Here is a 20,680-nt window from a genome sequence, read left to right as displayed (position 1 = left end):
CTTATGAATTCCCGGAGCGAACGAAGACCGCTTTATTCAAGCAGACACAGCGTGTTTTTCTGATGGTGACAAATGAATCAGCCATAAAGACATGATCCCTGCTTGCGATGTAGCAGGATTTTTTTGTTTTTATCAACGACACCGAACGAACCTTTTTTATTCAAGAATGGCTCGTTTTTTTATTCCCTCTCTTCCCCGCCACTTTATTCCATATCATGTGGAAATCACTAAATATACCATTTCCAATCTGGAAAGGAGCACAATTTATGCCTAGAAAGCATAAGAAAATGACATTTGCAGACTTTTTGAAAAAGTTTATTTTTATTTCCATCGGAGCAGTAATGATGGCCGTCGCTTTGGAGTTATTTTTAGTACCCAATCAAGTCATCGACGGAGGCATCACAGGGATATCGATCGTACTTTCCGAAGTCACACCGATTCAATTAGGAATTTTCATCTTCTTCCTCAACATCCCTTTTCTGTTCATCGGCTATAAGCAAATTGGCAAAACATTCGCCTTCTCCACGCTGTACGGCATTGCCTTAATGTCGATCACGACGGCTATGCTGCACCATGTTGATCCCTTCACGGATGAAAAAATACTCGCGGTTTTATATGGAGGCTTGATCTTAGGCGCAGGGGTTGGTCTAGTCATTCGCTTCGGCGGCTCACTGGATGGAACGGAAATTGTCGCAATCCTTTTATCGAAAAAATTTAAACTGCCGGTCGGACAAATCATTATGCTGATCAATGTCTTTATCTTTATTACCGCCGGCTTCGTATTTGGCTGGGATTCCGCGATGTACTCCATCTTCGCCTACTATATTGCCTCGAAGGTCATGGATATCGTCGTCGAAGGTTTGGAAGAGTCTAAATCAGTCACGATTATTTCCAGCGAGTATGAGGAAGTCTCGCAGGCGATCATCGATCGGCTTGGCCGCAGCACCACATATATTTATGCTCGCGGCGGTTATTCCAAAGAGGAAACACAGATGATTTACTGTGTCGTCACAAGGCTCGAGGTGGCTAAATTGAGATCCATTGTCCAAGAAATCGACCCATCCGCCTTTATCTCCATTCAGCACGTATCGGATGTGCTGGGGGGAAATTTCAACAAAAGCGGTATACATTAAAAGCTACTTGAATGATTGTTTCGATAAAAAAAGGCCTTTGGAAGATACATCTTCTTCAAAGGGCCTTTTTTTGCCTAGGTGGATTGTTTTTCATCCGAACCGCATACTTCGGTTAAGCTGGTTTGAGTTCTAGTATTTGTTTCAAATCGCCGCGTCCAATTCGATGCTTTGCCCATTCGGGAATGGGATGCGATTGTGCCGAATCATCGGAATCAATATAGCACATATCTACCTGAGCCGCTTGTGCTCCAGCCAGATCGGTCACATGATCATCACCGATCATTAATGCCCGGCTTAAATCAACGCCGTACGTCTGCGACAAATATTGAAAGAAACGCGGGTCCGGCTTGGCGCAGCCTGCATCCGATGAAATAGCAATGCCATCAAACAAATCGTAGAGCTCCAGCAGCTTGAGCTCAGGTTCTACAAAGGCCCTCTGGCCATTGCACAGGACGTAAACCGATTTCCCCTGCTGTTTCAATGTTCGGAGGAGCTCTGGAACTCCATCATATACTTGCAGTCGATGCATCGTTAACGCTCTGTACAGCTTTGTGCATGAAGCCGCTAACGATGTTTCTATCTGATGGCCATCCCGATTCTGCAGCGTTTGAAAGCAAGCCTCCATATCATAATCCGCTACCTCGACTTTTCCCTCTTCTTCATGACGAAGCAGCTGCTCCTGCTTGGCCTGTTCAATGTGAAGCCGCAGTTGAATCGGAGAATAATCGCATTCGTTATAAGATAAATAAATCGATAAATCCTCCCAGACGGCTAAATCGTCATCACTCGTTTGAATATCAATAATCGTGCCGTATAGATCGAATATGTAACTGGAATACATGGTGGTAGAGTCCTCCTTTTATGCTCCCTCCATTATACCGGAAATCAGCGCATAAAACGGGGTCCCTCTGCAAGTAATGTATGGTGTCGTTGCCAAATCCTTTCCAGTGCTGCGTACATCTTCTACTGCTTACCGATCAACAAAGACAAGAGTCCGGCTGCAATGAGCGGTCCCACCGGCACTCCTTTAAACAAGGCGACTCCTAATATCGTTCCGATTAAAATACCGGTCACAATGAGCGGATTCGCACTCATCAGTGAGACGCCTCTCGAACCCATGTAGGCTACAAAAATGCCAATTCCAATCGCAAGCAGCGACTGAATGTTGGTGAAACTTTTGGCCATATCTTGAAAGGTAATTCTTCCGCTCGCAATAGGAGACATGACGCCGATCGTCAAAATAATGACACCAATCGTAATGCCGTGCTTTTCAAGAAACGGAAATGCTTTGTCTGCGTGCAGCAAGCGAAGCAGCAGCAATACAACCATGGCAATCGTCACTGTCGCATTCTTGCTGACAATGCCTAGCGCCGCTAACAGCAGCAGCGTAAGCGCTGGAATATCAATACCTGCCATAAGCCTTTCACCCCTCTCTTATTTCCTTTTTCCTTCACAACCTTCAAAATCATTACCGACTCTTAGCATAACTCCATACCTTCTCTATCATACTCCTTACATATCCGAAGAAAAACTACCCTGAAGCTGAAGCTCTATGCTTGCATGCACCAAAATGATGCTTTAGGTTACAATAAGTAAAAAAGGAAAGGAAAGATCCTCATGCTAAACCGTAAAACGGTACAGATCGCAGGACGCCCTTATCCATACGCCGATGAAGGGAGCGGTCCACTACTCGTCCTTATCCATGGATTTTGCGGAAGTGCGGACTACTGGGATCAGGTCATCCCGCTCTTGTCTTCGCAATTCCGCTGCATTGCTCCTGACCTGCGAGCACACAGCGGCTCTTTCGCACCTCAAGGACCTTATGCTATCAACGATCTAGCCCAAGATATTCATGAACTGCTTAACCAGCTGGATGCCCCTCCCGTCGTCATGCTCGGTCATTCCTTAGGCGGCTATACCACCTTGGCCTTCGCAGAAGCGTATCCGGAACGATTGAAAGGATTCGGATTAATTCATTCTACCGCATATCCGGACTCCGAAGAAGCGAAGAACAACCGCCTTCTTGCGATGGAATCGATCCGACATGACGGCCTTGAAGCTTACGTCGATCAGCTCATCCCAAAGCTGTTCGCCGAAGCACATGTTCAGCCAATGGCGGAGCAGCTGGACACGGCCATTCAAATTGGCTACGGCACGGACTCCGAAGGAGCTGTAGCTACGCTTGAGGCCATGCGCGGCCGCCCGGATCGTAACAGCATCATTGCAGACGCGAAGGTCCCAGTTCTGCTGGCTGCAGGGGATCAAGACCGCATCGTTCCACTCGAAAAGGCTCTCTCCGTCACGGAAGAACATGTGCGTCATGCGGTACTGCACAACTGCGGACATATGAGCATGTACGAGAACCCGAAACAAATCAGCGAAATCATCCAGCAATTTGCGATCCATTGCTTTTCTCGTTAAAAGCAGAAGGAGCGGCAGGCTATTTCCAAGCCGCCGCTCCCTATTTTATTTCAGCGCTTCACTCATGTACTCGGGTGTTAATGTCAAATCTATCGGAAGATGAGTCAATGGCTGATGCAGCATTTCATTCAACATCATACGAAAAGAAGCATCACTCTCGAATTGCTGCTTAAATTCTTCAGAACTGGAGAGCTCGATCTCCACGGTATCGAATTGCAAGTAAAATTGAAACGGATACGATCCGAAACCTGTGACTTGATTGATTAATGCTGAAATCTCTCTCTTCTCTTCTGCAGCCGTTTCCTCCGAAGAAGCCCCTTCTCCAATCTCCAGATTGTTCTGCTTCAAGATCACCTGCTCGCCATCAAATCCGGCAACCTGCCAGTTTTGGGTCATATTCATAGGGGGGATATAACGGATGGACAGCATCGGTTTTGTGAAAGGATTCGGAATGAAATCCTCCTTTGCGATCGTTCCGCCTGCCCCTCCAGGACCTTCAACTTCCAGCTCTGTTTCCGTCGCGCCTGTCACCCATACGCCAAATTGAAAATCCAGCCAATACTCCGTTCCCGGCTTTACCAATCCATCCTTCGCCAATTCCGGCTCGTAAGGGACAAGAGCAGATTTAGGAATCCAGTGGTTATCCAAATAAGCACTTTCACCACTTATATAACGAACGTCGACCCAATCCTCATACTCTCTGTGTACTTGGACGACTTTGCCTTCAGCTAACTCAAAACCATACGGTGTTTCCTGATCGGGATACATACTGAAAACGACGGGTGTTCCCACGATCATTTCATAAGGTTCGACTTGCTTGATTTGCTTCGCATCGCTGGTCAAAAGCCATGCCGCAATCCACCCGGACTTGTCTCCACTTACCACCTGCACCATTTCCTCTAGTGCTCCGATGACAGCGACCTCATCCCCTTGCTCTAATTCATGAACATAGCTGGAAGAGGTAGCAGCAGCAGGCTGTTCATGCAGTATTGCGGACACCGGCAGCTGATATGTTTCTTCCTTGCTTATTTGGTACGATGCTGCGAGTGAATCTTCAAACTGCTGCTGCCGCAATGCTTCCCGATCAGCGGCAGCCTCTTCATTGTTCGTCATTTCAACTTCGACTTGATTTTCCGATTCATTTTCCGGCTGCTCATCGTTTTGGCAAGCGGCTAATACGATGCACATGATCATCAAGCTCAGCCACCATTTCCACGTTCTTTTCAACCTCGTTCCCCCACTTCTATTCTTCATCATGCTCACAATGTTCTCGTTATCCCTTCCTATGTATAGACGCTGTTAGCGATATAAACGTTTCTAACCGGATCGCGCTGCAGCAAGCATCAAAAACAACAAGACCCGCTTCAAGCGGGCCTCGTGTTTTGAGCATTTGCAGAAATGAAGGCAAATCGTTCTCGCTCTCGTCTCTGCTGTTTATTAATATTCCATTTCGTAGAACATTTGCTCCAATTCCATAATATCGATCACATCATCACCGCTAGGAACTCCGATTTCGAAGGTTTGCTCTTTGTTGATGTTCGTCATTTCCATGGAATAATTGAAAGTAATATTTCCCGTTTGACCTGCATCCGTTACATCTGTATCGATATTGAACTCGATGTATGGCAGATGATAGTCTTCATCCATTGCCGTCGTAATGCTCAAATCATTGATTTTGACCGTCTCTTTCATTTCACTAATACCATCGGCAATTTCCTCATCCGTCAATTCAATATCTTCTTTGACTTGATCGAGATCCGATTTTTCCAAGCCAAGTGCATCAAGGTATTCTTGTTTGGACAATACATCGATAACCGCAGGTAATGCTTTCGTAATGAATGTTTCTACCGCATCATCAAAATTGTCATTATTCACTTGGAATTTAACGACTTGCTCTGCTTCCACACCGGAAGGCAGTTCAACGTCATCTGCTGCATAGTTTTTGAAATACGTTTTTTCATCAAAGCTGCTTAACAATGCGTCAAACATATCGATCGTCAGCTTTTGCTGGGTCTCCCAATCGATGCTATCCGTTTGAAGCTCTCCCCCGCTTAATTCAGCAAGCTCTTCCAGATCTATCTCGATATATTTTCCAATCAAATCCGGCGGCAGGAACATGCTGATCATTGGGATATCTGGAACCTTCACGTATAAGGTTTTCTCTTTCATGACCATTGGAATGCTGAATTTCATATCTCCCATGTTCAAATCTACAGTGATCTCACTCTGCATCGGTTCTTTCTGATATACCCCCGATACAACAAGCTCTGTGCTTTGAAGCATTTGGAACGCCATTCCAGCATCCGGATCCGCCTCTAATATTTCCGGCGGCAGCTCTATATTCAGCTTCATTTTCCCTTTGAAACCGTAAGATTCAAGTTCCATCGCTGCATTAACAGCCTTCTCTAGCGCAGCCTTCGGCTCTAATTGTTCCCCTTTGCTGCCGCAGCCTGCAAGCACAAGTGTAAATACCAGCAGCATTGCGGTAAAAAGTCCGAAATATTTTCTCAAAGGTTTCTCCTCCCCATATTTTAAAAAGATTTACAATCTACATCCTATACAGGTTAGTTCAGAAAAGCAACAGTTTTTTTATGGACGGATCGGCCAATTCTATACAACTTATACGTCCCATATGCTGGAAAGTTGCAACTTTTTCAGGAAATCAATCGTCTAATTTTGGTAAATAAAGAACATAGATCAGATGAAATACACCCGGATAGGAATGTGAGAACGATGAAAACGAAACTGAAAAAATTTGCGCTGATCAGCTTATGCGTGCTTGTCCTCCTCGTCATCGCAGTCGCATGGAAGATTAATTCCAGCCTGGATGAAATGGTAGTCGATTCGGATCGTACATTGCTCAATGAAGAAACGACGCAGCGAATTCAAGATAGAGACGCTGTAAAGCAAACCGTAACCGTGGAGGAGAAACCTACGGATTTCTACATATTATTAGTAGGTATTGATTCTCGGGGCAATAGTCTTACGCTGAATACGGATTCATTAATTGCGGCTCACGTCATTCCAGACACCAAAACCGTCAAACTGGTTTCCATTCCCCGTGACCTTAGAGTCGAGCTCTCGGACGGACCCGCAAAAATCAACTCTGTATTCGCCAGCGGCTATATGCAGGCCGTACACATCGCAAGAGAACAGCCGGAACGATTATCTGGCAGCAAGGTCACATTGGGAGAAATCGAGCTTCCGGAAGAATATATTACTTCCGGCATGGTACTTGCGCGGGAGTCTGTTGAAGAAGTACTGGATATTCAAATTGACCATACGTTTCTCGTCAATTTCGAGACCGTCGTTTCATTAGTGGATGCGGTGGGAGGCATTGAGGTAGAGGTGGAACGTTCGATGCATTATGACTCACAGGCAGATGATACACATATTCATTTGGAGCCGGGTACCCATATATTGAACGGAAGAGATGCACTGAATTACGCTCGCTTTCGGCAGGATAATCGAGGTACTGCCTACTATTCGAATGACTTTGAAAGAGGGAATAGGCAGCAGCAAGTGATCTCCGCTTTAATCGATGAGCTGACATCATGGAACAGTGTAACGAAGATGTTTGATCTGCTGGATCAAGTATCCTCTAACTTTAAGACGGATATAAGTAAAACGAAGATGATGTCCATGATTCGGGATTACTACGGGACCTTTGACAGCAGCTCGATTCATTCCATTGCTGTAGAAGGAACTTGGGAATCGCCATATGTTTATATAGAGGAGACACAGATGGAACAAATTCGAAGCCAATTTGCCTCGCTGGATGTCCTTTCCGATTCCCCGGGATCCGAGCAGGAAGCAAGTCCTTCTGTAACCGATATGACATTAGAAGCCCCTTAATCTAAGGGGCTTCTGTCCTAATATCTTATGGATTAAGGCTCAAATTCTGATGCGGCTTCGGACCAAGTAGGCTTCCTCCCAGTCCGGAATTTTATTGGCCAGACCGCTGAATGGCGGCTCTTGTCCAATCCAGACCAAATGTGCCCTGCCGCCAATTTCTCTGTAAGACACCAAACCCTCTTTTTCGAAACAGGAAAAGGATTGATCTAGATCAATCCAGCCTTCCCATATATTCTTATTGCAAGGCATGACCCATTGCTGCGGTGAACCCTCAAAACGAATCTCCCCTTGATCCAGCCAAATAATACGACTTGCTAGACGAGCCCATTCATTCAACTCATGGGATGCCACGACAATGAGACGATTTGGGGAAAGCTCCGACAAAATGTCCATCATCCTCTCCCGCTCCCGCTGATCCAAATAATTCAGCGGCTCATCCAGCAGTATATATCGGGGCCTGCCAAGCAGCGCTTGAGCGAACAATACTCTATGCTGCATGCCTAAAGAACATTTTTTCAGCTTCTTATGCTTATACTGATCGATTTCTAACCTTTCCATCCAATACGTAATCGGGTCTTTATCAGACCTGGTATCGATTCCTTTCAGCTGAGCGAAATATTGCAAAAACTGCTGTGGATTCATATCTCCATACAGCTCTACATGACTAGGTACATAACCAATTTGGCTTCTAACGACAGGGATGTGCCCCTTGGATTCATACCCGTCATATATGATCTGTCCCTCCCCAGGTGAGCATGCCGTTGCGAGCAGTTTCAATAGGGACGATTTTCCCGCTCCATTCTTTCCAACCAGCAGGGTAAGACCGGTCATCAGCTCCAACCGCTCGATGTGAAGCTGGAATGCCTTCATCCGATATTTCAAGCCATGAATAGCAATCATGGTGTTCTCCAGCCCTTTTGCTTCAAAGACGGCCTAAAGCCCCTCCGATAGGCTGCAGCGAATAAGAGGACTCCTACAAGCAGAGAACAAGCGTCGACCACAGCCCCACTTCCTGATCCTTCCCAGGATTGCATGGATGACCAGGAATGAAAAAAGTTCAAGACCACCCAGAGCATTGCTGGAGGAATAAGCCCCCATTTAGCCCCCAGACGAAAGGCGGAATAGGTCGTCATCCCGGAAATGAGCAGCATTTGACTAAGCCAGCCTAAGATAAACATCATCCAATTAAGCTCTTCTACGGACCATGCCAAATAAATGGTTCCCACGATACCGAACACAACACACATGCCTAGTACAATCGTAATTCTCGCGAGCAGCGTCACGATAGGCGGATAAGGTGTTACGGCCTCCAGCAACCGCATTTCCTTGCTCCATGACCGGTTGCCGTACAAGAATGAAATAATAAAAATCAATGGAACAAACAAGGAATAGACATCTTGATCGCCAAACGACCCCTGCATGATGTTCACTTTCATCATTAATGTAATCATGATAAACAGAAACAGCGCGGAAGCCCAGAATGAATACGAATAAGAAGACAGCTGCAGGCTGCACAGCTTCCATATCGAGATCGGACGCGGCGACTCTGGCGCTTCCATCTCTGCTTGCTGTGCTTTTAATAGATCAAATTCGTCCTGAAGACTGTCGATCAATCGCTGCGTATCCTCACGATTCGGCGTCCTCACCAAATATCGATCCAATCGGCTTTTCAATTCTGCTTCTATCCCTTGCAATTCTTGATCCATATTACCGCTCATACCATCCCGCCTCCTCTAATCGATCTTCGTGCTGGAGCATATACTTTTTTAATTTTTTCAGTGCGTTATATAAGCTTGTTTTTGTTGCGCTCAGATTCATGCCCATAATGTCTGCGATATCTTGTATTTTCAAATCCTGATAAAATCGGAGAATGACAATCTGCCTTTGCGTTTCAGAGAGCTGCCCCAGCATATCCAGCAGTTCCTTGCGCGTTTCCTGCCGTTCGTATATTTCAACCACGGAGGGTTTCTTGTCGCGGTACTCCTTATCCTCTACCGACTCTGACTTATTCTCATATTTATATTTCAAGCTTTTCCAGAAATCCTTGCATAAATTCGATGCAACCCGATACAGCCAAGGTACAATTTGCTCGGGGATCCGCCCCGTTCTCAGCTGCCGTATCAACCTTACAAAGGTTTCCTGCGTAAAATCTTCCGCTTTTCCTGCATCCTGCAGCATTCGTTCCAAATATCCCTGCAAGGGAGCATGATAACGATGAATCAATGTTTCGAAGGCTGCTTGATCCCCCGCTGCGATTCGTTTTACTAATTGATCATCTGTCAGCACGGCTTTCCCTCCTTCGATGATTGTAATGCATCTTGTGCTTCTCTGAGATGTTTTCCTTCCTCACCTGTGCTGCCACTGCTCCATCCATTGCTCTCGTGTAATGATAGCGTAAGGCTCTCTTCCTACAGGATCAATCCATAACCCTTGCTTGTAAAAATCATTTAAAACCTGCTTCACCCGAGGCGTATTGCCATTTTCGATCTCTGCATTGATTCGCTTCAGCATTTGAAACGGAAAATGATCCTCTTTTCCCTTTTCGTCTGTTTCCGAAACGGCCCGTTCAAGATAATACAGTCCTCTGCGCTTAATCTGCACTGGCGATTCACCTAAAGCGTCTCTATAATACATGTAAGAAATCATCTGGCGTACTTCTCCGATCAGTGAGGCATTCTCCCCGCCATACGGAAACGCATACGATAACTCTATTCGCGGATCTCCAAAAAGTATCGCATAGATGGCCTTTTCCATTGAATAGGAGTCCAGGCCATACCATCGCTCGGAGATGAAGAGTGTATTTCCCATGACCTGATAATCCGAAATCTGCTCCCACCCGGCGATTTGCCAAAATGGAACGATCACCACTTGCGTAATTTGATTCAAATCTCCTTCAAGCCATGACTCGAAGTAATGTTTTCTGCTCAGCAGCTGTTCTAATAACTGCTCGGCCTCGCTTCGGAGACTTGGCGCAGCAATGACCTTCAGCGGATCGGATGCAGTCTGGACCACTTCGAACGAACCCGATAACAAATGGATTCCCCGTGTATCCGACTGAATGTACTGCTTAAAGCCGTCCGTATCCGAATCTGGGGTCGAAGAAACCGAATTTCCTGTGACAATCAAATGTTCAGGGAATCCTTGCAATCGGAGCTCAAAATCGCTGCGCGGCATCCATTCGATGAGCGATTGCACACTTACACCCTCAAAGGGTGATTTGTTATACAATGAATACTCGCCGGGAAGCGGATACCACGCGTATTGAGCAGGCAGCAGCACATCATCTCCATCGATAAAAGCCTCCATTAATTCCTTGCTTCCATCATGCAATTTGGAATAAATACTGCCGCTATAGTAGAAGTGAATCTTCATTGCCTCGGAATCCCCTGCTTTAACCAGATAAGGTATCTCGATGGTATCCCCTTGACGCTGATAGTGATCTAGCTTCTTGTTATCCATCCAGACCGCCTGCAGATCGAAATTCCGATTTAATGTAAACTTGATCGTTTCATTTTCCAGCAGCTCTGCCTTATTCACTGTCAGCTCTGCGTGCCACAGCACACTGCGGTTTCCCGTGCGCGTACCCTCCAATATATATCGCTCAACCGAAAATAAGGTCACTTTTTGGTCGTCGATCGAGGCTGTTACAGGTGCCGTGTTTCGTTTGGCTTGAACATTCGCCTCGTTTTCACTCCAAATACCATAGTAAGGTACATAGGCGGCGACATTCGCTGCAATGACTACAGTCAGCATGATGATCCAGCGTTTTTTATGTCTTTGCGCCCTTTTGCGCTTCTCCAGCACAATCATAAGTGCCAGCATCATGACGATAAATGCGACAACAATCCAACGGATCGCCCTTGTCTCCTCTCGAAGAAAGGAGGGTGACCATACTTCATAGTTTAAATAAAGGCTCTCCATCGTAAATTGGCTTAAATGAAATGGTTTATACTGCAGCTCCTGATAAGAAGTAAGGATGACGAGATCCAAAAAATACGTGCCGAACATCCAAGCACAAAATCCAATAATGTAACTGATCCGATTCGGTATGCAGGCCGCCAAGGCCATCCCTAGAGCAAGGGTAACACCATAAGACCATTCATATTGAACAGCCGTTTGGAGCACTTCTTGCCAAACCCAAGAACCATATCGTTGAGATGCATACGCATAGATCACATAGACCAAAGACATCGCTGCCGTATAAAGACTAAGATACAGCCATCCTGCCGCATATTTGCTGAAAATGATCGCCGTCTCTCCAACCGGATAGCTTCTTAACCATTCATAGCTGGAACGCTGTATGTCTCTTCTAAGCAAGTAGATGCCTAAAAACATCGCAATGCCTAAGCTTAAATTTTGATATGCATAATGAAATTTATAGGCCTGATAATGAAGACTTTCCGAAGGGTATGTTTCAATCCACGATAATTCAATGAACATCCATATTCCGTATACCACTGGAAGCGGCAGCAGATACCACGGAATGGAGCGAAGCTCATATATAAGCACCGACCACCATTTACGCATGTCTATGATGTCCCTCCATCAAGATTTCCCGGTATTCGCTTTTGCAGTCCGGTATGCCAAACCACCGAATTTTCCCTTCATCTAATACGGCAGCATGTGTACAACAGTTTTCTACATCGGACAAAATATGTGTGGAGAGCACTACCGTATGCTCTCTTCCATAAGCAGCAAGCAATTTGCGGACTCTCATTTTTTCCTCCGGATCCAATCCGACGGTCGGTTCATCTATGATGAGTACCGGGGGCTCGCCAATCATGGCCTGAGCCAATCCAAGCCGTTGTTTCATTCCGGTGGAATATGTTTTTATTTTATCCTTCGCTTTCGCTTCCAGGTTTAACTCATATAGCAGTCGGGTTACGATTTCCTTTCGCTTCTTTCTGCTTCGAATGCCTTTCAACGTGCAAGCATAATCCAGCATTTCCCTGCCGGTTAAATGAGGGTACATTTCAAAATGCTGTGGGAGGTATCCGATACGGGAACGTACCTCGTCTGGTTCTGACCGAACACTATAACCGCAAATCATCACATCACCCGCTGTCGGTTCCTCAATGCCAGCCATAATTTTTAGCAGGGTCGACTTCCCCGCTCCATTAAAGCCAAGCAGCCCCATTACACCGGTCTTCATATGCAATTCAATTTGCTGCAGCACGAGCGTTTCTCGGTCATACTGTTTGGATACGTCCAATATCCGAATCATGGATACATCCCTCCTTCCTTCATGATGACATCCTTTTCTATATTCTAACATGATAACGAACATGGTCCTTTAAAAGTTGTATCCATTCCATGCAGAAAGGTCCATCCCCTCATCCATTTTCCAATATCGAGATGGATTTTATTGCGTTTGAATCACTTCTATACCTTAAAGGGGAAATAAAAAAGCCCTTGGGCCATCACACCCAAAGGCTTATCCGCTATATCGATTTAAAGATCGCCAGATCCTTCGCTCTGCTGCTTCTGTCTCGAATGGTTCGCCTGCTTTACTTGCTTTGAACCAAGCATCGGACCCTCACTCGTAACCAGCTCTGGATCATCATGCCGATTCGTCATTTCATGAGGGTTCGGCGGTGTTGCATGCTTTTCTTCATAACGGCTCATTCACGTGTGCCTCCTCAAGCATTAGTTAATTGCTGCACGCTTTGCGCACATTCATGAATATGTCGTACATAGTCTTCAATAAGCGATTGAATAATTTCCTGCCTCTCATCCACGTGGACTCCGTCTTGTTCGACATCCACCAGCTCCACCTTTACTTCACGTTCATCCATATACGTACATTTGAAGTCAAATGAATATTTACTGTGACCCGCCGTTTCAATAGTAATTCTTAAGCAGTCCGGATCAGCTTGGTCCAATATAATATTGCATTCATCCGATTCATTCAACATCTCAGGCAAAATCCTCTGCCATGCCCCAACCAGCTCATTTCGGTTCACAGATAGAACGGTCTGATTCTCAGACATAACAACACCTCCACTACCTATAAGTTGCCGTATATTCCTTTCTTTTATGCAGCCGGAACAAAAGATAAAAAAAGAGCGCTCATCGCGCTCCTTACTGTTCGGTATGTAATATATAAAAGTAATGGCGGAGAGGGTGGGATTCGAACCCACGGAAGAGTTACCCCTTCGCTGGTTTTCAAGACCAGAGCCTTCAACCACTCGACCACCTCTCCGTGATCGCTTCTGCCACAACAATTGGTGACAGAAAGCATTTTATCATATGTGGTGATTGTGAAGCAAGTGTTAGTTTATGCTAATTTCCTTTACGCCGCCCATATAAGGTACGAGCACCTCAGGAATGACCACACGGCCGTCTTCCTGCTGGAAGTTTTCCAGAATAGCTGCAACCGTTCTGCCGATGGCAAGTCCCGATCCATTCAACGTATGAACGAATTCCGGCTTGGCTTGCGGTTCTCTGCGAAAACGGATATTTGCTCTTCTTGCTTGGAAATCTTCAAAATTGCTGCAGGACGATATTTCCCGATACGTCTTCATACTTGGCATCCATACTTCAATATCATACGTTTTGGCAGCAGAGAAGCCGATATCTCCGGTGCAAAGCGTAATCACACGATAAGGCAGCTTAAGCAGCTGCAGCACCTTCTCCGCATTCGCAGTCAATGATTCCAGCTCATCATACGAATGCTCCGGCAGCACCAGCTTGACCATCTCTACCTTGTTGAATTGATGCTGGCGGATCAGCCCCCGTGTATCCCTTCCTGCAGATCCTGCCTCAGACCTGAAGCATGGTGAGAAAGCCACGTAATATTTTGGAAGATCATCAATGGATAAAATATCTTCCCTGTGGAAATTCGTCACCGGCACTTCAGCCGTCGGAATCATGAAATAATCCGTATTCCCTACTTTGAACGCATCCTCTTCGAACTTCGGAAGTTGTCCAGTACCCGTCATGCTGTCGCGATTAACCATAAGCGGAGGCAGCATCTCGGTATATCCGTGTTCGGTGCTGTGCAGATCCATCATAAAATTGATCAGCGCTCTTTCCAGTCTGGCACCCAGTCCTTTGTAAAAGACAAAGCGAGATCCCGTTACTTTGGCAGCCGCTTCAAAATCCAATATTCCGGACGCCTCTGCGATATCCCAATGCGGCTTCGGTTCGAAAGCATAGTCCAGCGGCTCGCCCCATTTCCGAATTTCCTCATTGTCATCCTCTGATGCACCGACGGGCACAGATTCATGAGGGATATTGGGAATCGACAATACGATCGGTTCAAGCTGCTCTTCGATGGTACGTACTTCATCATCCATCGCTTTAATGCGATCCGAAACTTCCCGCATCTCGGTAATGAGATCTTCCGCATCTTCCTTTGCCTTTTTCTTTTGGGCAATTTCCTGAGACACTGAGTTTCTGCGGCTTTTTAATTGCTCTACTTCTTGAAGCATTTCTCTTCTTTGACGGTCCAGTTCAACAAATCGATGAATATCATCCAGCGACGCCCCGCGATTGGCTAAGGCTTGCTCGACCGCCTCGGTCTCATTTCTAATTTTTTTTACGTCAAGCACGATTGTTCCCTCCTGCAAGGAGACTCTTTACGGTCAATGTTTTTCGACTGATCTATATCTTAATAGAACTATGTACCGAGAAAGCACCTTATCTGCAAGGTGCTTTCATCGAACTATATTTAAAAATGGCTTCGCTTAAAATGCTGTACGTCCAGCGTTTAAGTCTGATACTGACGAACCATGTCTACGAAGTATTGATGCATCGAAGCATCCTGTGTGAGTTCGGGATGGAACGAAGAGGCCAGCAAATGTTCTTGACGAACCGCGACCATCTGTTCTTTGTATATCGAAAGCACATCTACTTCCGATTTCACATCCAGTACAAGCGGTGCCCTAATAAATACGGCCCGCACAGGGTGGTCAATGCCTTTGATATCCAAATCCGTCTCAAAGCTTTCCCGCTGCCTTCCGAAGGCATTGCGCTGAACCGTCATATCCATCAGGCCAAGATGAGGCTCTTCACCGCCCGCGATCTCTTTTGCAAGCACAATTAAGCCTGCGCATGTACCGAAAATCGGCTTTTTTTGCTCGGAGAAGCTTTTGAGTGCATCAATAAATCCATAGGTCCGCATTAATTTGCCGATGGTCGTGCTTTCTCCACCCGGGACAATGATCCCTTGAATATCGTCCAATTGGGACGTCTTCTTCACGACAACGCCTTCAGCACCGGCCTGCTCGATCATACGAATATGTTCAGCAACTGCGCCCTGAAGCGCCAATACGCCTATCTTCATCGCTGTTCCTTCTTCCTGGTCAAACCGTTGTGTCCTTTGATTACCAACCGCGATCCTGCATCCGTTCGGAAGCCTGCAAGCTGGAGATTTCAATTCCTTTCATGGGTGTACCCAAATCCGTGGATACTCTTGCGATCAGTTCATAGTCTTCATAGTGCGTTGTAGCTTCAACGATCGCTTTAGCGAATTTCTCTGGGTTCTCGGAGTTAAAGATACCCGATCCTACAAATACGCCGTCTGCTCCTAAATGCATCATTAATGCAGCATCAGCCGGAGTCGCAACTCCACCAGCAGCAAAGTTCACGACAGGAAGCTTGCCGTGCTCATGCACATACAATACTAAATCGTATGGAGCAGCCAGGTTTTTCGCTTCAACCATTAATTCATCCTTGGAAAGACCTTGGATTTTGCGAATTTGCGAATTAATGATACGCAGGTGGCGGACCGCTTCAACGACGTTGCCTGTTCCAGGCTCACCCTTCGTACGAAGCATCGAAGCCCCTTCACCAATTCTGCGCAGTGCTTCGCCGATATCTTTCGCTCCGCATACAAACGGTACCGTGAATTTGGACTTTTCAATATGATACACTTCATCGGCTGGAGTCAAAACTTCACTTTCATCGATGTAGTCCACACCCAGGCTTTCCAGAACTTTAGCTTCTACATAATGTCCAATTCTAGCCTTCGCCATGACGGGAATCGAAACGACCTTCATGACCTCTTCTACGATCCGAGGATCAGCCATGCGGGCTACGCCGCCCGTTGCTCTAATTTCTGAAGGGATCTTCTCTAATGCCATAACCGCTGAGGCACCGGCTGCCTCTGCAATTTTTGCTTGCTCCGCATTCATAACGTCCATGATGACGCCGCCTTTTTGCATTTCGGCCATACCTTTTTTAACGACGGATGTACCTGTTTCCATGTTCATTTCCTCCCGATTTTTATCCGGATCTATGTCCATCTCGAATAAACTACTAACATGAAATTTTACAGCAACAGGTATAATTATACAACCTGTTCGCTAGGAATAACGGTCAGTTCTTAAAATAAATTTTTGATGCTGTCAATCAAATTGACGAAAAACTCCTTAATGGCTCTCATCAGCAGAATAAACCAGTTCGCTTTATCGGCATCCTCAGCCGCCAGCAAGTCTACGGTTTGTTTTACTTCACCATTCGGTCCATTATAGGTTACGGTAACCTGGCCGACCTTATCCCCTTCTTTAATCGGGGCGACTAATTCCTTTTCATCCATAGGGCTTGCTTCCAGTTTAAAGGCGTCATCTACCTCACCTTTACGAACTGCGAATACAACCCCTTCAGAAACGACAACCGGTACATCGGTATCTTTTGCTTTTTTCACATGTACGGTTTCCAACGCTTCAACTTTTGATTTTGCGGCAAGAATCGTCTTCATTTCAAAGTTATTAAAACCATAGTCCATCAGCACACGGGTTTGATTAAATCGCTCTGGTTCATTCGCTGCACCCATCACGACGCTGATTAGACGCATACCGTCTCTTTCTGCCGTACCTGTGAAGCAGTATCCCGCCTCATCGGTGTGACCTGTCTTAAGGCCATCCATGCCATCGTACGCATAAGCAGAGAAATTATTGTTATATTCCTTCCAGCCCTCAAGCATCCAGTTCCAGTTGTCAATTTGCGTAGAATTCGGATCATCTTCATGAAGCGTGGTTCTTGGAATACTGGAAAACTCCAAAGACTCTGGGAAGTCCGTTATCAATCTGCGTGCGAGCTTTGCAACGTCTTCTGCGGAAATCATCGTTTCACCCGGTACATCAGGAGCAAATTGTCCTAAATCCTCAGCGTTGCTTAGCCCCGTCGCATTTGCGAAGTATGCCGTATCCGACAGACCCATTTCTTTGGCCGCTTCATTCATCATCTGAACGAAATTCGTTTCGCTGCCATTTCCAACATATTCAGCTAAAGCAACCGCTGCGTCATTACCGGAATAAATAATCATATTACGAAGCAAATCACGAACGGTAAACTGTTTTCCTTCTGCTAGCTGCTGTCCTGAACCGATAACCTCCGCAGCATAATGGCTTATCGTCACTTGATCTTCTGGTGTAATTCGGCCTTCCTTAATTGCCGTCATGACAACATACTCCGTCATCATTTTTGCCATCGAGGCAGGCGGTCTAGCTTCATCTGCGTTCAAACTATATAAAACTTGTCCCGTACTTGCTTCAATCAATATAGCCGATTTCACCTGCAAACTCGGTGTAGGAATTTCCGCTGCAAAGCTTGTACTCGGCGACAAGATACTCAGTCCCATTAATTGAATCATGATCAACAAGCAAATCGATACCGTTACTTTTTTTAATTTTCGTAACAACCTTTTCCTCTCCCTATGCATTATTATTGTCTTCCGTGACGCTTGTCCCAAGAAAGCCCATGTGCTGTGTGTTGTCAGTGTCGTCTGTTCTGTTCATGTGGCCATAGCTTGAACGATTCTCTCTCTAATATAACGACATTCACGGCCTTTCGGTTGCAACGGTCTAATTGTACCATATGCAAAGATGCAAAAAAAGACAGGGAAACATTCCCTGTCTTAGGTATGCAGTTATTGATTACATCGAGTAGTTTGGGGCTTCCTTCGTAATTTGAACGTCATGCGGATGGCTCTCTCTGAGACCTGCGTTCGTAATACGAATGAACTGCGTATCGTTCTTCAGCTCTTCAATCGTATGTGAACCGGTGTAACCCATCCCCGAACGAAGTCCGCCGATTAATTGATAAATCGTATCTGCCAGAGGTCCTTTATACGGTACCCGTCCTTCAATTCCTTCTGGAACAAGCTTGCTTTCATTTTCTTGGAAGTAACGGTCTTTACTTCCTTCCTTCATCGCGCCTAATGAACCCATACCGCGATATACTTTGAACCGGCGGCCTTGGTAAATTTCCGACTCGCCCGGACTTTCCTCTGTACCTGCAAACAAGCTGCCGATCATTACCGCACTGGCGCCTGCTGCAATCGCCTTGGTCACATCACCGGAGTATTTAATACCTCCATCGGCGATGACTGGCACACCGTACTTCCGACCGACCGTGGCGCAATCGTAAATCGCCGTAATTTGCGGTACCCCAATTCCTGCAATGACACGAGTGGTACAGATAGATCCTGGACCAATACCAACCTTTACGATCGAAGCACCTGCTTTGATCAAATCCTCTGTTGCTTCTGCTGTTGCAACGTTGCCCGCGATGATCGGAAGATCCGGATATTTATCCCTTAATTCCTTCACAAGGTTCAAGATGTTAATATGATGACCATGTGCAGAATCGACGGTAATCACATCTACGCTTGCATCAACCAGCGCTGCTGCACGTTCATGTGCATCCTTCGATACGCCGACAGCTGCGCCCACAAGCAATCTACCGTGTTTATCCTTCGCTGCATTCGGGAATTGAATAGCTTTCTCAATATCTTTAATGGTAATGAGTCCTTTTAATTCGTTATTCTCATCCACAAGGGGCAGCTTTTCAATTTTATGCTGCTGAAGGATGACTTCTGCCTGCTGCAGTGTAGTTCCAACAGGTGCTGTAACTAGATTTTCCTTAGTCATGACATCGCTAATTTTGATCGAAAAATCATGAACAAAGCGAAGATCACGGTTTGTAATGATGCCAACCAACTTGTTTTGCTCGTCCACAATAGGAACACCGGAAATTCGATATTTGCCCATTAATTCTTCAGCATCATATACATGATGATTCGGCGTTAAGGAAAATGGATTTGTAATAACTCCGCTCTCCGAACGTTTAACGCGGTCCACTTCTTCCGCTTGCTGCTCAATGGACATGTTTTTGTGAATAATACCGACTCCACCTTCACGAGCAATCGCGATCGCCAGCTTGGATTCCGTTACCGTATCCATCGCTGAACTGATCAGTGGAATATTTAGCTGCAGCGTCTCACCCAGCTTCGTCGAAATATCAATTTGTTTACCGAAAACCTCAGATTTTCTTGGAACAAGCAGTACGTCATCGAAGGTTAACCCTTCCTTTACAAACTTAGACTCCCACACGAAAATGTCCTCCTTGCTTGATATATAAAACCGTTTCCCTGCTATATATTATTGCAATCTTATCAAACGGGTATTTTTCATGTCAAGAACAATCCTTGTTGTTAAAGACGATGTCATAAATGAATCGATTTTCAGTTATCAAAATCGTGTAATTATTGTGTGCTTCATTAGATTTATGTATCAACTGTAAATTACGGAATCTAACTGACTTCAATAAAAAATAAAATAATTAAAAAAAGACCTGTGCAGATGCACAGGTCTTTGGTTGGCTTGATGGCGTCCTTCCGCACCCAGCATTACCATCTTCGCTTCACTTCGAGGTCGGCATCAGTTTCTTCCTCTNGGCGCTGGAGGGCTTAACGGTCGTGTTCGGGATGGGTACGCGTGGTTCCCCTCCGCCATTGTTACCAAACCATATTTCGTTAAAGAAGCTTTTCGGGGTCCCCGTAAAGTAATCGGCTGTTCACCTCGAAGATTTCTCTTCACTTTGTGGGGTACGTTTTTTTGCTCCTTCAAAACTGAATGCGAAAGTGTAAGGTTGCTTGTTGATCAACATGTTGTCGATCTTTTGATTTCTGATGGAATCTTTGTATGGGCCCCGAAAAGTACCTGATTAAACTACAAAGTCTAACAATCACTTTTTAGGGTCATATTAAGGTGTATCTTTTGATTTCTCTGAACTATTGTCACATCAAATGTGATTCGTATTTGTTGTGACGTTAAGGTAGAAATCAAATTTCTTGTTGGGCCCCGAAAAAGTATCTGAATAAGCTACAGCGCTTCACGTCACTTTTTTGGGTATTGTAGGATAAGCCCTCGACCGATTAGTATTCGTCAGCTCCATGCATTGCTGCACTTCCACCCCGAACCTATCTACCTCGTCGTCTACAAGGGGTCTTACATACTGGGAAATCTCATCTTGAGGGGGGCTTC

19 protein-coding genes, 1 tRNA gene and 2 rRNA genes are annotated in these 20,680 nt (G+C 45.6%); 3 read left to right on the top strand and 19 right to left on the bottom strand.

Features of this window, described 5'->3' with window-relative positions; translation table 11 throughout:
• Window positions 1-266 precede the first annotated feature (266 nt).
• Window positions 267-1,133: a YitT family protein gene (locus tag ACFPXP_RS03425; RefSeq protein WP_379892372.1), complete on the top strand. Its 867-nt coding sequence runs from the start codon at window positions 267-269 to the stop codon at window positions 1,131-1,133.
• Between the two features lie 112 nt (window positions 1,134-1,245).
• On the opposite strand, the gene ACFPXP_RS03420 is transcribed toward ACFPXP_RS03425, so the two are convergent.
• Both ACFPXP_RS03420 and ACFPXP_RS03415 read right to left on the bottom strand, forming a co-directional pair.
• On the bottom strand, window positions 1,246-1,974 hold the full coding sequence (locus ACFPXP_RS03420) for an HAD family hydrolase (RefSeq protein ID WP_379892370.1): 729 nt from the start codon (window positions 1,972-1,974) through the stop codon (window positions 1,246-1,248).
• Between the two features lie 122 nt (window positions 1,975-2,096).
• Window positions 2,097-2,549 (bottom strand): DUF441 domain-containing protein, encoded by a 453-nt coding sequence (locus ACFPXP_RS03415; RefSeq protein ID WP_379892368.1) that lies wholly within the window; start codon window positions 2,547-2,549, stop codon window positions 2,097-2,099.
• A 201-nt stretch (window positions 2,550-2,750) separates the two neighbouring features.
• Here ACFPXP_RS03415 and ACFPXP_RS03410 point away from each other — a divergent pair, with 201 nt between their 5' ends.
• Window positions 2,751-3,554, top strand: a complete 804-nt coding sequence (locus tag ACFPXP_RS03410) for an alpha/beta fold hydrolase (RefSeq protein ID WP_379892366.1) — start codon at window positions 2,751-2,753, stop codon at window positions 3,552-3,554.
• Between the two features lie 45 nt (window positions 3,555-3,599).
• Here the strand turns inward: ACFPXP_RS03410 and ACFPXP_RS03405 are convergent, their stop codons facing one another.
• On the bottom strand, window positions 3,600-4,781 hold the full coding sequence (locus ACFPXP_RS03405) for a hypothetical protein (protein WP_379892364.1): 1,182 nt from the start codon (window positions 4,779-4,781) through the stop codon (window positions 3,600-3,602).
• A gap of 210 nt (window positions 4,782-4,991) precedes the next feature.
• On the bottom strand, window positions 4,992-6,065 hold the full coding sequence (locus ACFPXP_RS03400; protein WP_379892363.1) for an LptM family lipoprotein: 1,074 nt from the start codon (window positions 6,063-6,065) through the stop codon (window positions 4,992-4,994).
• A gap of 222 nt (window positions 6,066-6,287) precedes the next feature.
• Here ACFPXP_RS03400 and ACFPXP_RS03395 point away from each other — a divergent pair, with 222 nt between their 5' ends.
• A complete protein-coding gene (locus tag ACFPXP_RS03395; RefSeq protein ID WP_379892361.1) occupies window positions 6,288-7,409 on the top strand; it encodes an LCP family protein in 1,122 nt (373 codons plus the stop codon).
• A gap of 39 nt (window positions 7,410-7,448) precedes the next feature.
• Here ACFPXP_RS03395 and ACFPXP_RS03390 read toward each other — a convergent pair whose 3' ends face one another.
• The 15 genes from ACFPXP_RS03390 to ACFPXP_RS03320 all read right to left on the bottom strand — a co-directional run.
• Window positions 7,449-8,309: an ABC transporter ATP-binding protein gene (locus ACFPXP_RS03390; RefSeq protein ID WP_379892359.1), complete on the bottom strand. Its 861-nt coding sequence runs from the start codon at window positions 8,307-8,309 to the stop codon at window positions 7,449-7,451.
• Complete coding sequence (locus tag ACFPXP_RS03385) at window positions 8,306-9,127, bottom strand: hypothetical protein (RefSeq protein WP_379892357.1); 822 nt, start codon at window positions 9,125-9,127, stop codon at window positions 8,306-8,308. Before ACFPXP_RS03385 ends, ACFPXP_RS03390 begins: the two co-directional genes overlap by 4 nt.
• Window positions 9,117-9,695 carry an RNA polymerase sigma factor gene (locus ACFPXP_RS03380; protein ID WP_379892354.1) on the bottom strand — a complete coding sequence of 193 codons (579 nt, stop codon included), beginning with the start codon at window positions 9,693-9,695 and terminating at the stop codon, window positions 9,117-9,119. Before ACFPXP_RS03380 ends, ACFPXP_RS03385 begins: the two co-directional genes overlap by 11 nt.
• Window positions 9,696-9,755: 60 nt before the next feature.
• Window positions 9,756-11,936 (bottom strand): ABC transporter permease, encoded by a 2,181-nt coding sequence (locus ACFPXP_RS03375; RefSeq protein ID WP_379892351.1) that lies wholly within the window; start codon window positions 11,934-11,936, stop codon window positions 9,756-9,758.
• On the bottom strand, window positions 11,929-12,633 hold the full coding sequence (locus ACFPXP_RS03370; protein WP_379892350.1) for an ATP-binding cassette domain-containing protein: 705 nt from the start codon (window positions 12,631-12,633) through the stop codon (window positions 11,929-11,931). Before ACFPXP_RS03370 ends, ACFPXP_RS03375 begins: the two co-directional genes overlap by 8 nt.
• A 227-nt stretch (window positions 12,634-12,860) precedes the next feature.
• Window positions 12,861-13,034, bottom strand: a complete 174-nt coding sequence (locus tag ACFPXP_RS03365; protein ID WP_379892348.1) for a small acid-soluble spore protein P — start codon at window positions 13,032-13,034, stop codon at window positions 12,861-12,863.
• A gap of 14 nt (window positions 13,035-13,048) precedes the next feature.
• Window positions 13,049-13,399, bottom strand: a complete 351-nt coding sequence (locus tag ACFPXP_RS03360; RefSeq protein WP_379892346.1) for a hypothetical protein — start codon at window positions 13,397-13,399, stop codon at window positions 13,049-13,051.
• A 122-nt stretch (window positions 13,400-13,521) separates the two neighbouring features.
• Window positions 13,522-13,611: transfer RNA gene (locus ACFPXP_RS03355), tRNA-Ser, on the bottom strand.
• 70 nt (window positions 13,612-13,681) lie between these two features.
• Window positions 13,682-14,962 (bottom strand): serine--tRNA ligase, encoded by a 1,281-nt coding sequence (gene serS / locus ACFPXP_RS03350; protein ID WP_379892344.1) that lies wholly within the window; start codon window positions 14,960-14,962, stop codon window positions 13,682-13,684.
• 158 nt (window positions 14,963-15,120) lie between these two features.
• On the bottom strand, window positions 15,121-15,696 hold the full coding sequence (gene pdxT, locus ACFPXP_RS03345) for a pyridoxal 5'-phosphate synthase glutaminase subunit PdxT (RefSeq protein ID WP_379892342.1): 576 nt from the start codon (window positions 15,694-15,696) through the stop codon (window positions 15,121-15,123).
• A gap of 40 nt (window positions 15,697-15,736) precedes the next feature.
• The gene (pdxS, locus tag ACFPXP_RS03340; RefSeq protein WP_379892340.1) at window positions 15,737-16,618 is read right to left on the bottom strand and encodes a pyridoxal 5'-phosphate synthase lyase subunit PdxS; all 882 of its coding nucleotides are present in this window, start codon (window positions 16,616-16,618) and stop codon (window positions 15,737-15,739) included.
• A 119-nt stretch (window positions 16,619-16,737) separates the two neighbouring features.
• Window positions 16,738-18,054 (bottom strand): D-alanyl-D-alanine carboxypeptidase family protein, encoded by a 1,317-nt coding sequence (locus tag ACFPXP_RS03335; RefSeq protein ID WP_379892338.1) that lies wholly within the window; start codon window positions 18,052-18,054, stop codon window positions 16,738-16,740.
• Between the two features lie 235 nt (window positions 18,055-18,289).
• A complete protein-coding gene (gene guaB / locus ACFPXP_RS03330) occupies window positions 18,290-19,747 on the bottom strand; it encodes an IMP dehydrogenase (protein WP_379892336.1) in 1,458 nt (485 codons plus the stop codon).
• Window positions 19,748-20,066: 319 nt separating this feature from the next.
• Window positions 20,067-20,159, bottom strand: a 5S ribosomal RNA gene (gene rrf, locus ACFPXP_RS03325).
• A 392-nt stretch (window positions 20,160-20,551) separates the two neighbouring features.
• A 23S ribosomal RNA gene (locus tag ACFPXP_RS03320) occupies window positions 20,552-20,680 on the bottom strand; the annotation flags it as partial.

It is taken from the genome of Marinicrinis lubricantis (assembly GCF_042658665.1).
Lineage (GTDB): Bacteria > Bacillota > Bacilli > Paenibacillales > KCTC-33676 > Marinicrinis > Marinicrinis lubricantis.
The sequence above is the reverse complement of the archived record's forward strand: the minus strand, read 5'-3'. Positions and strand labels throughout refer to the sequence as shown.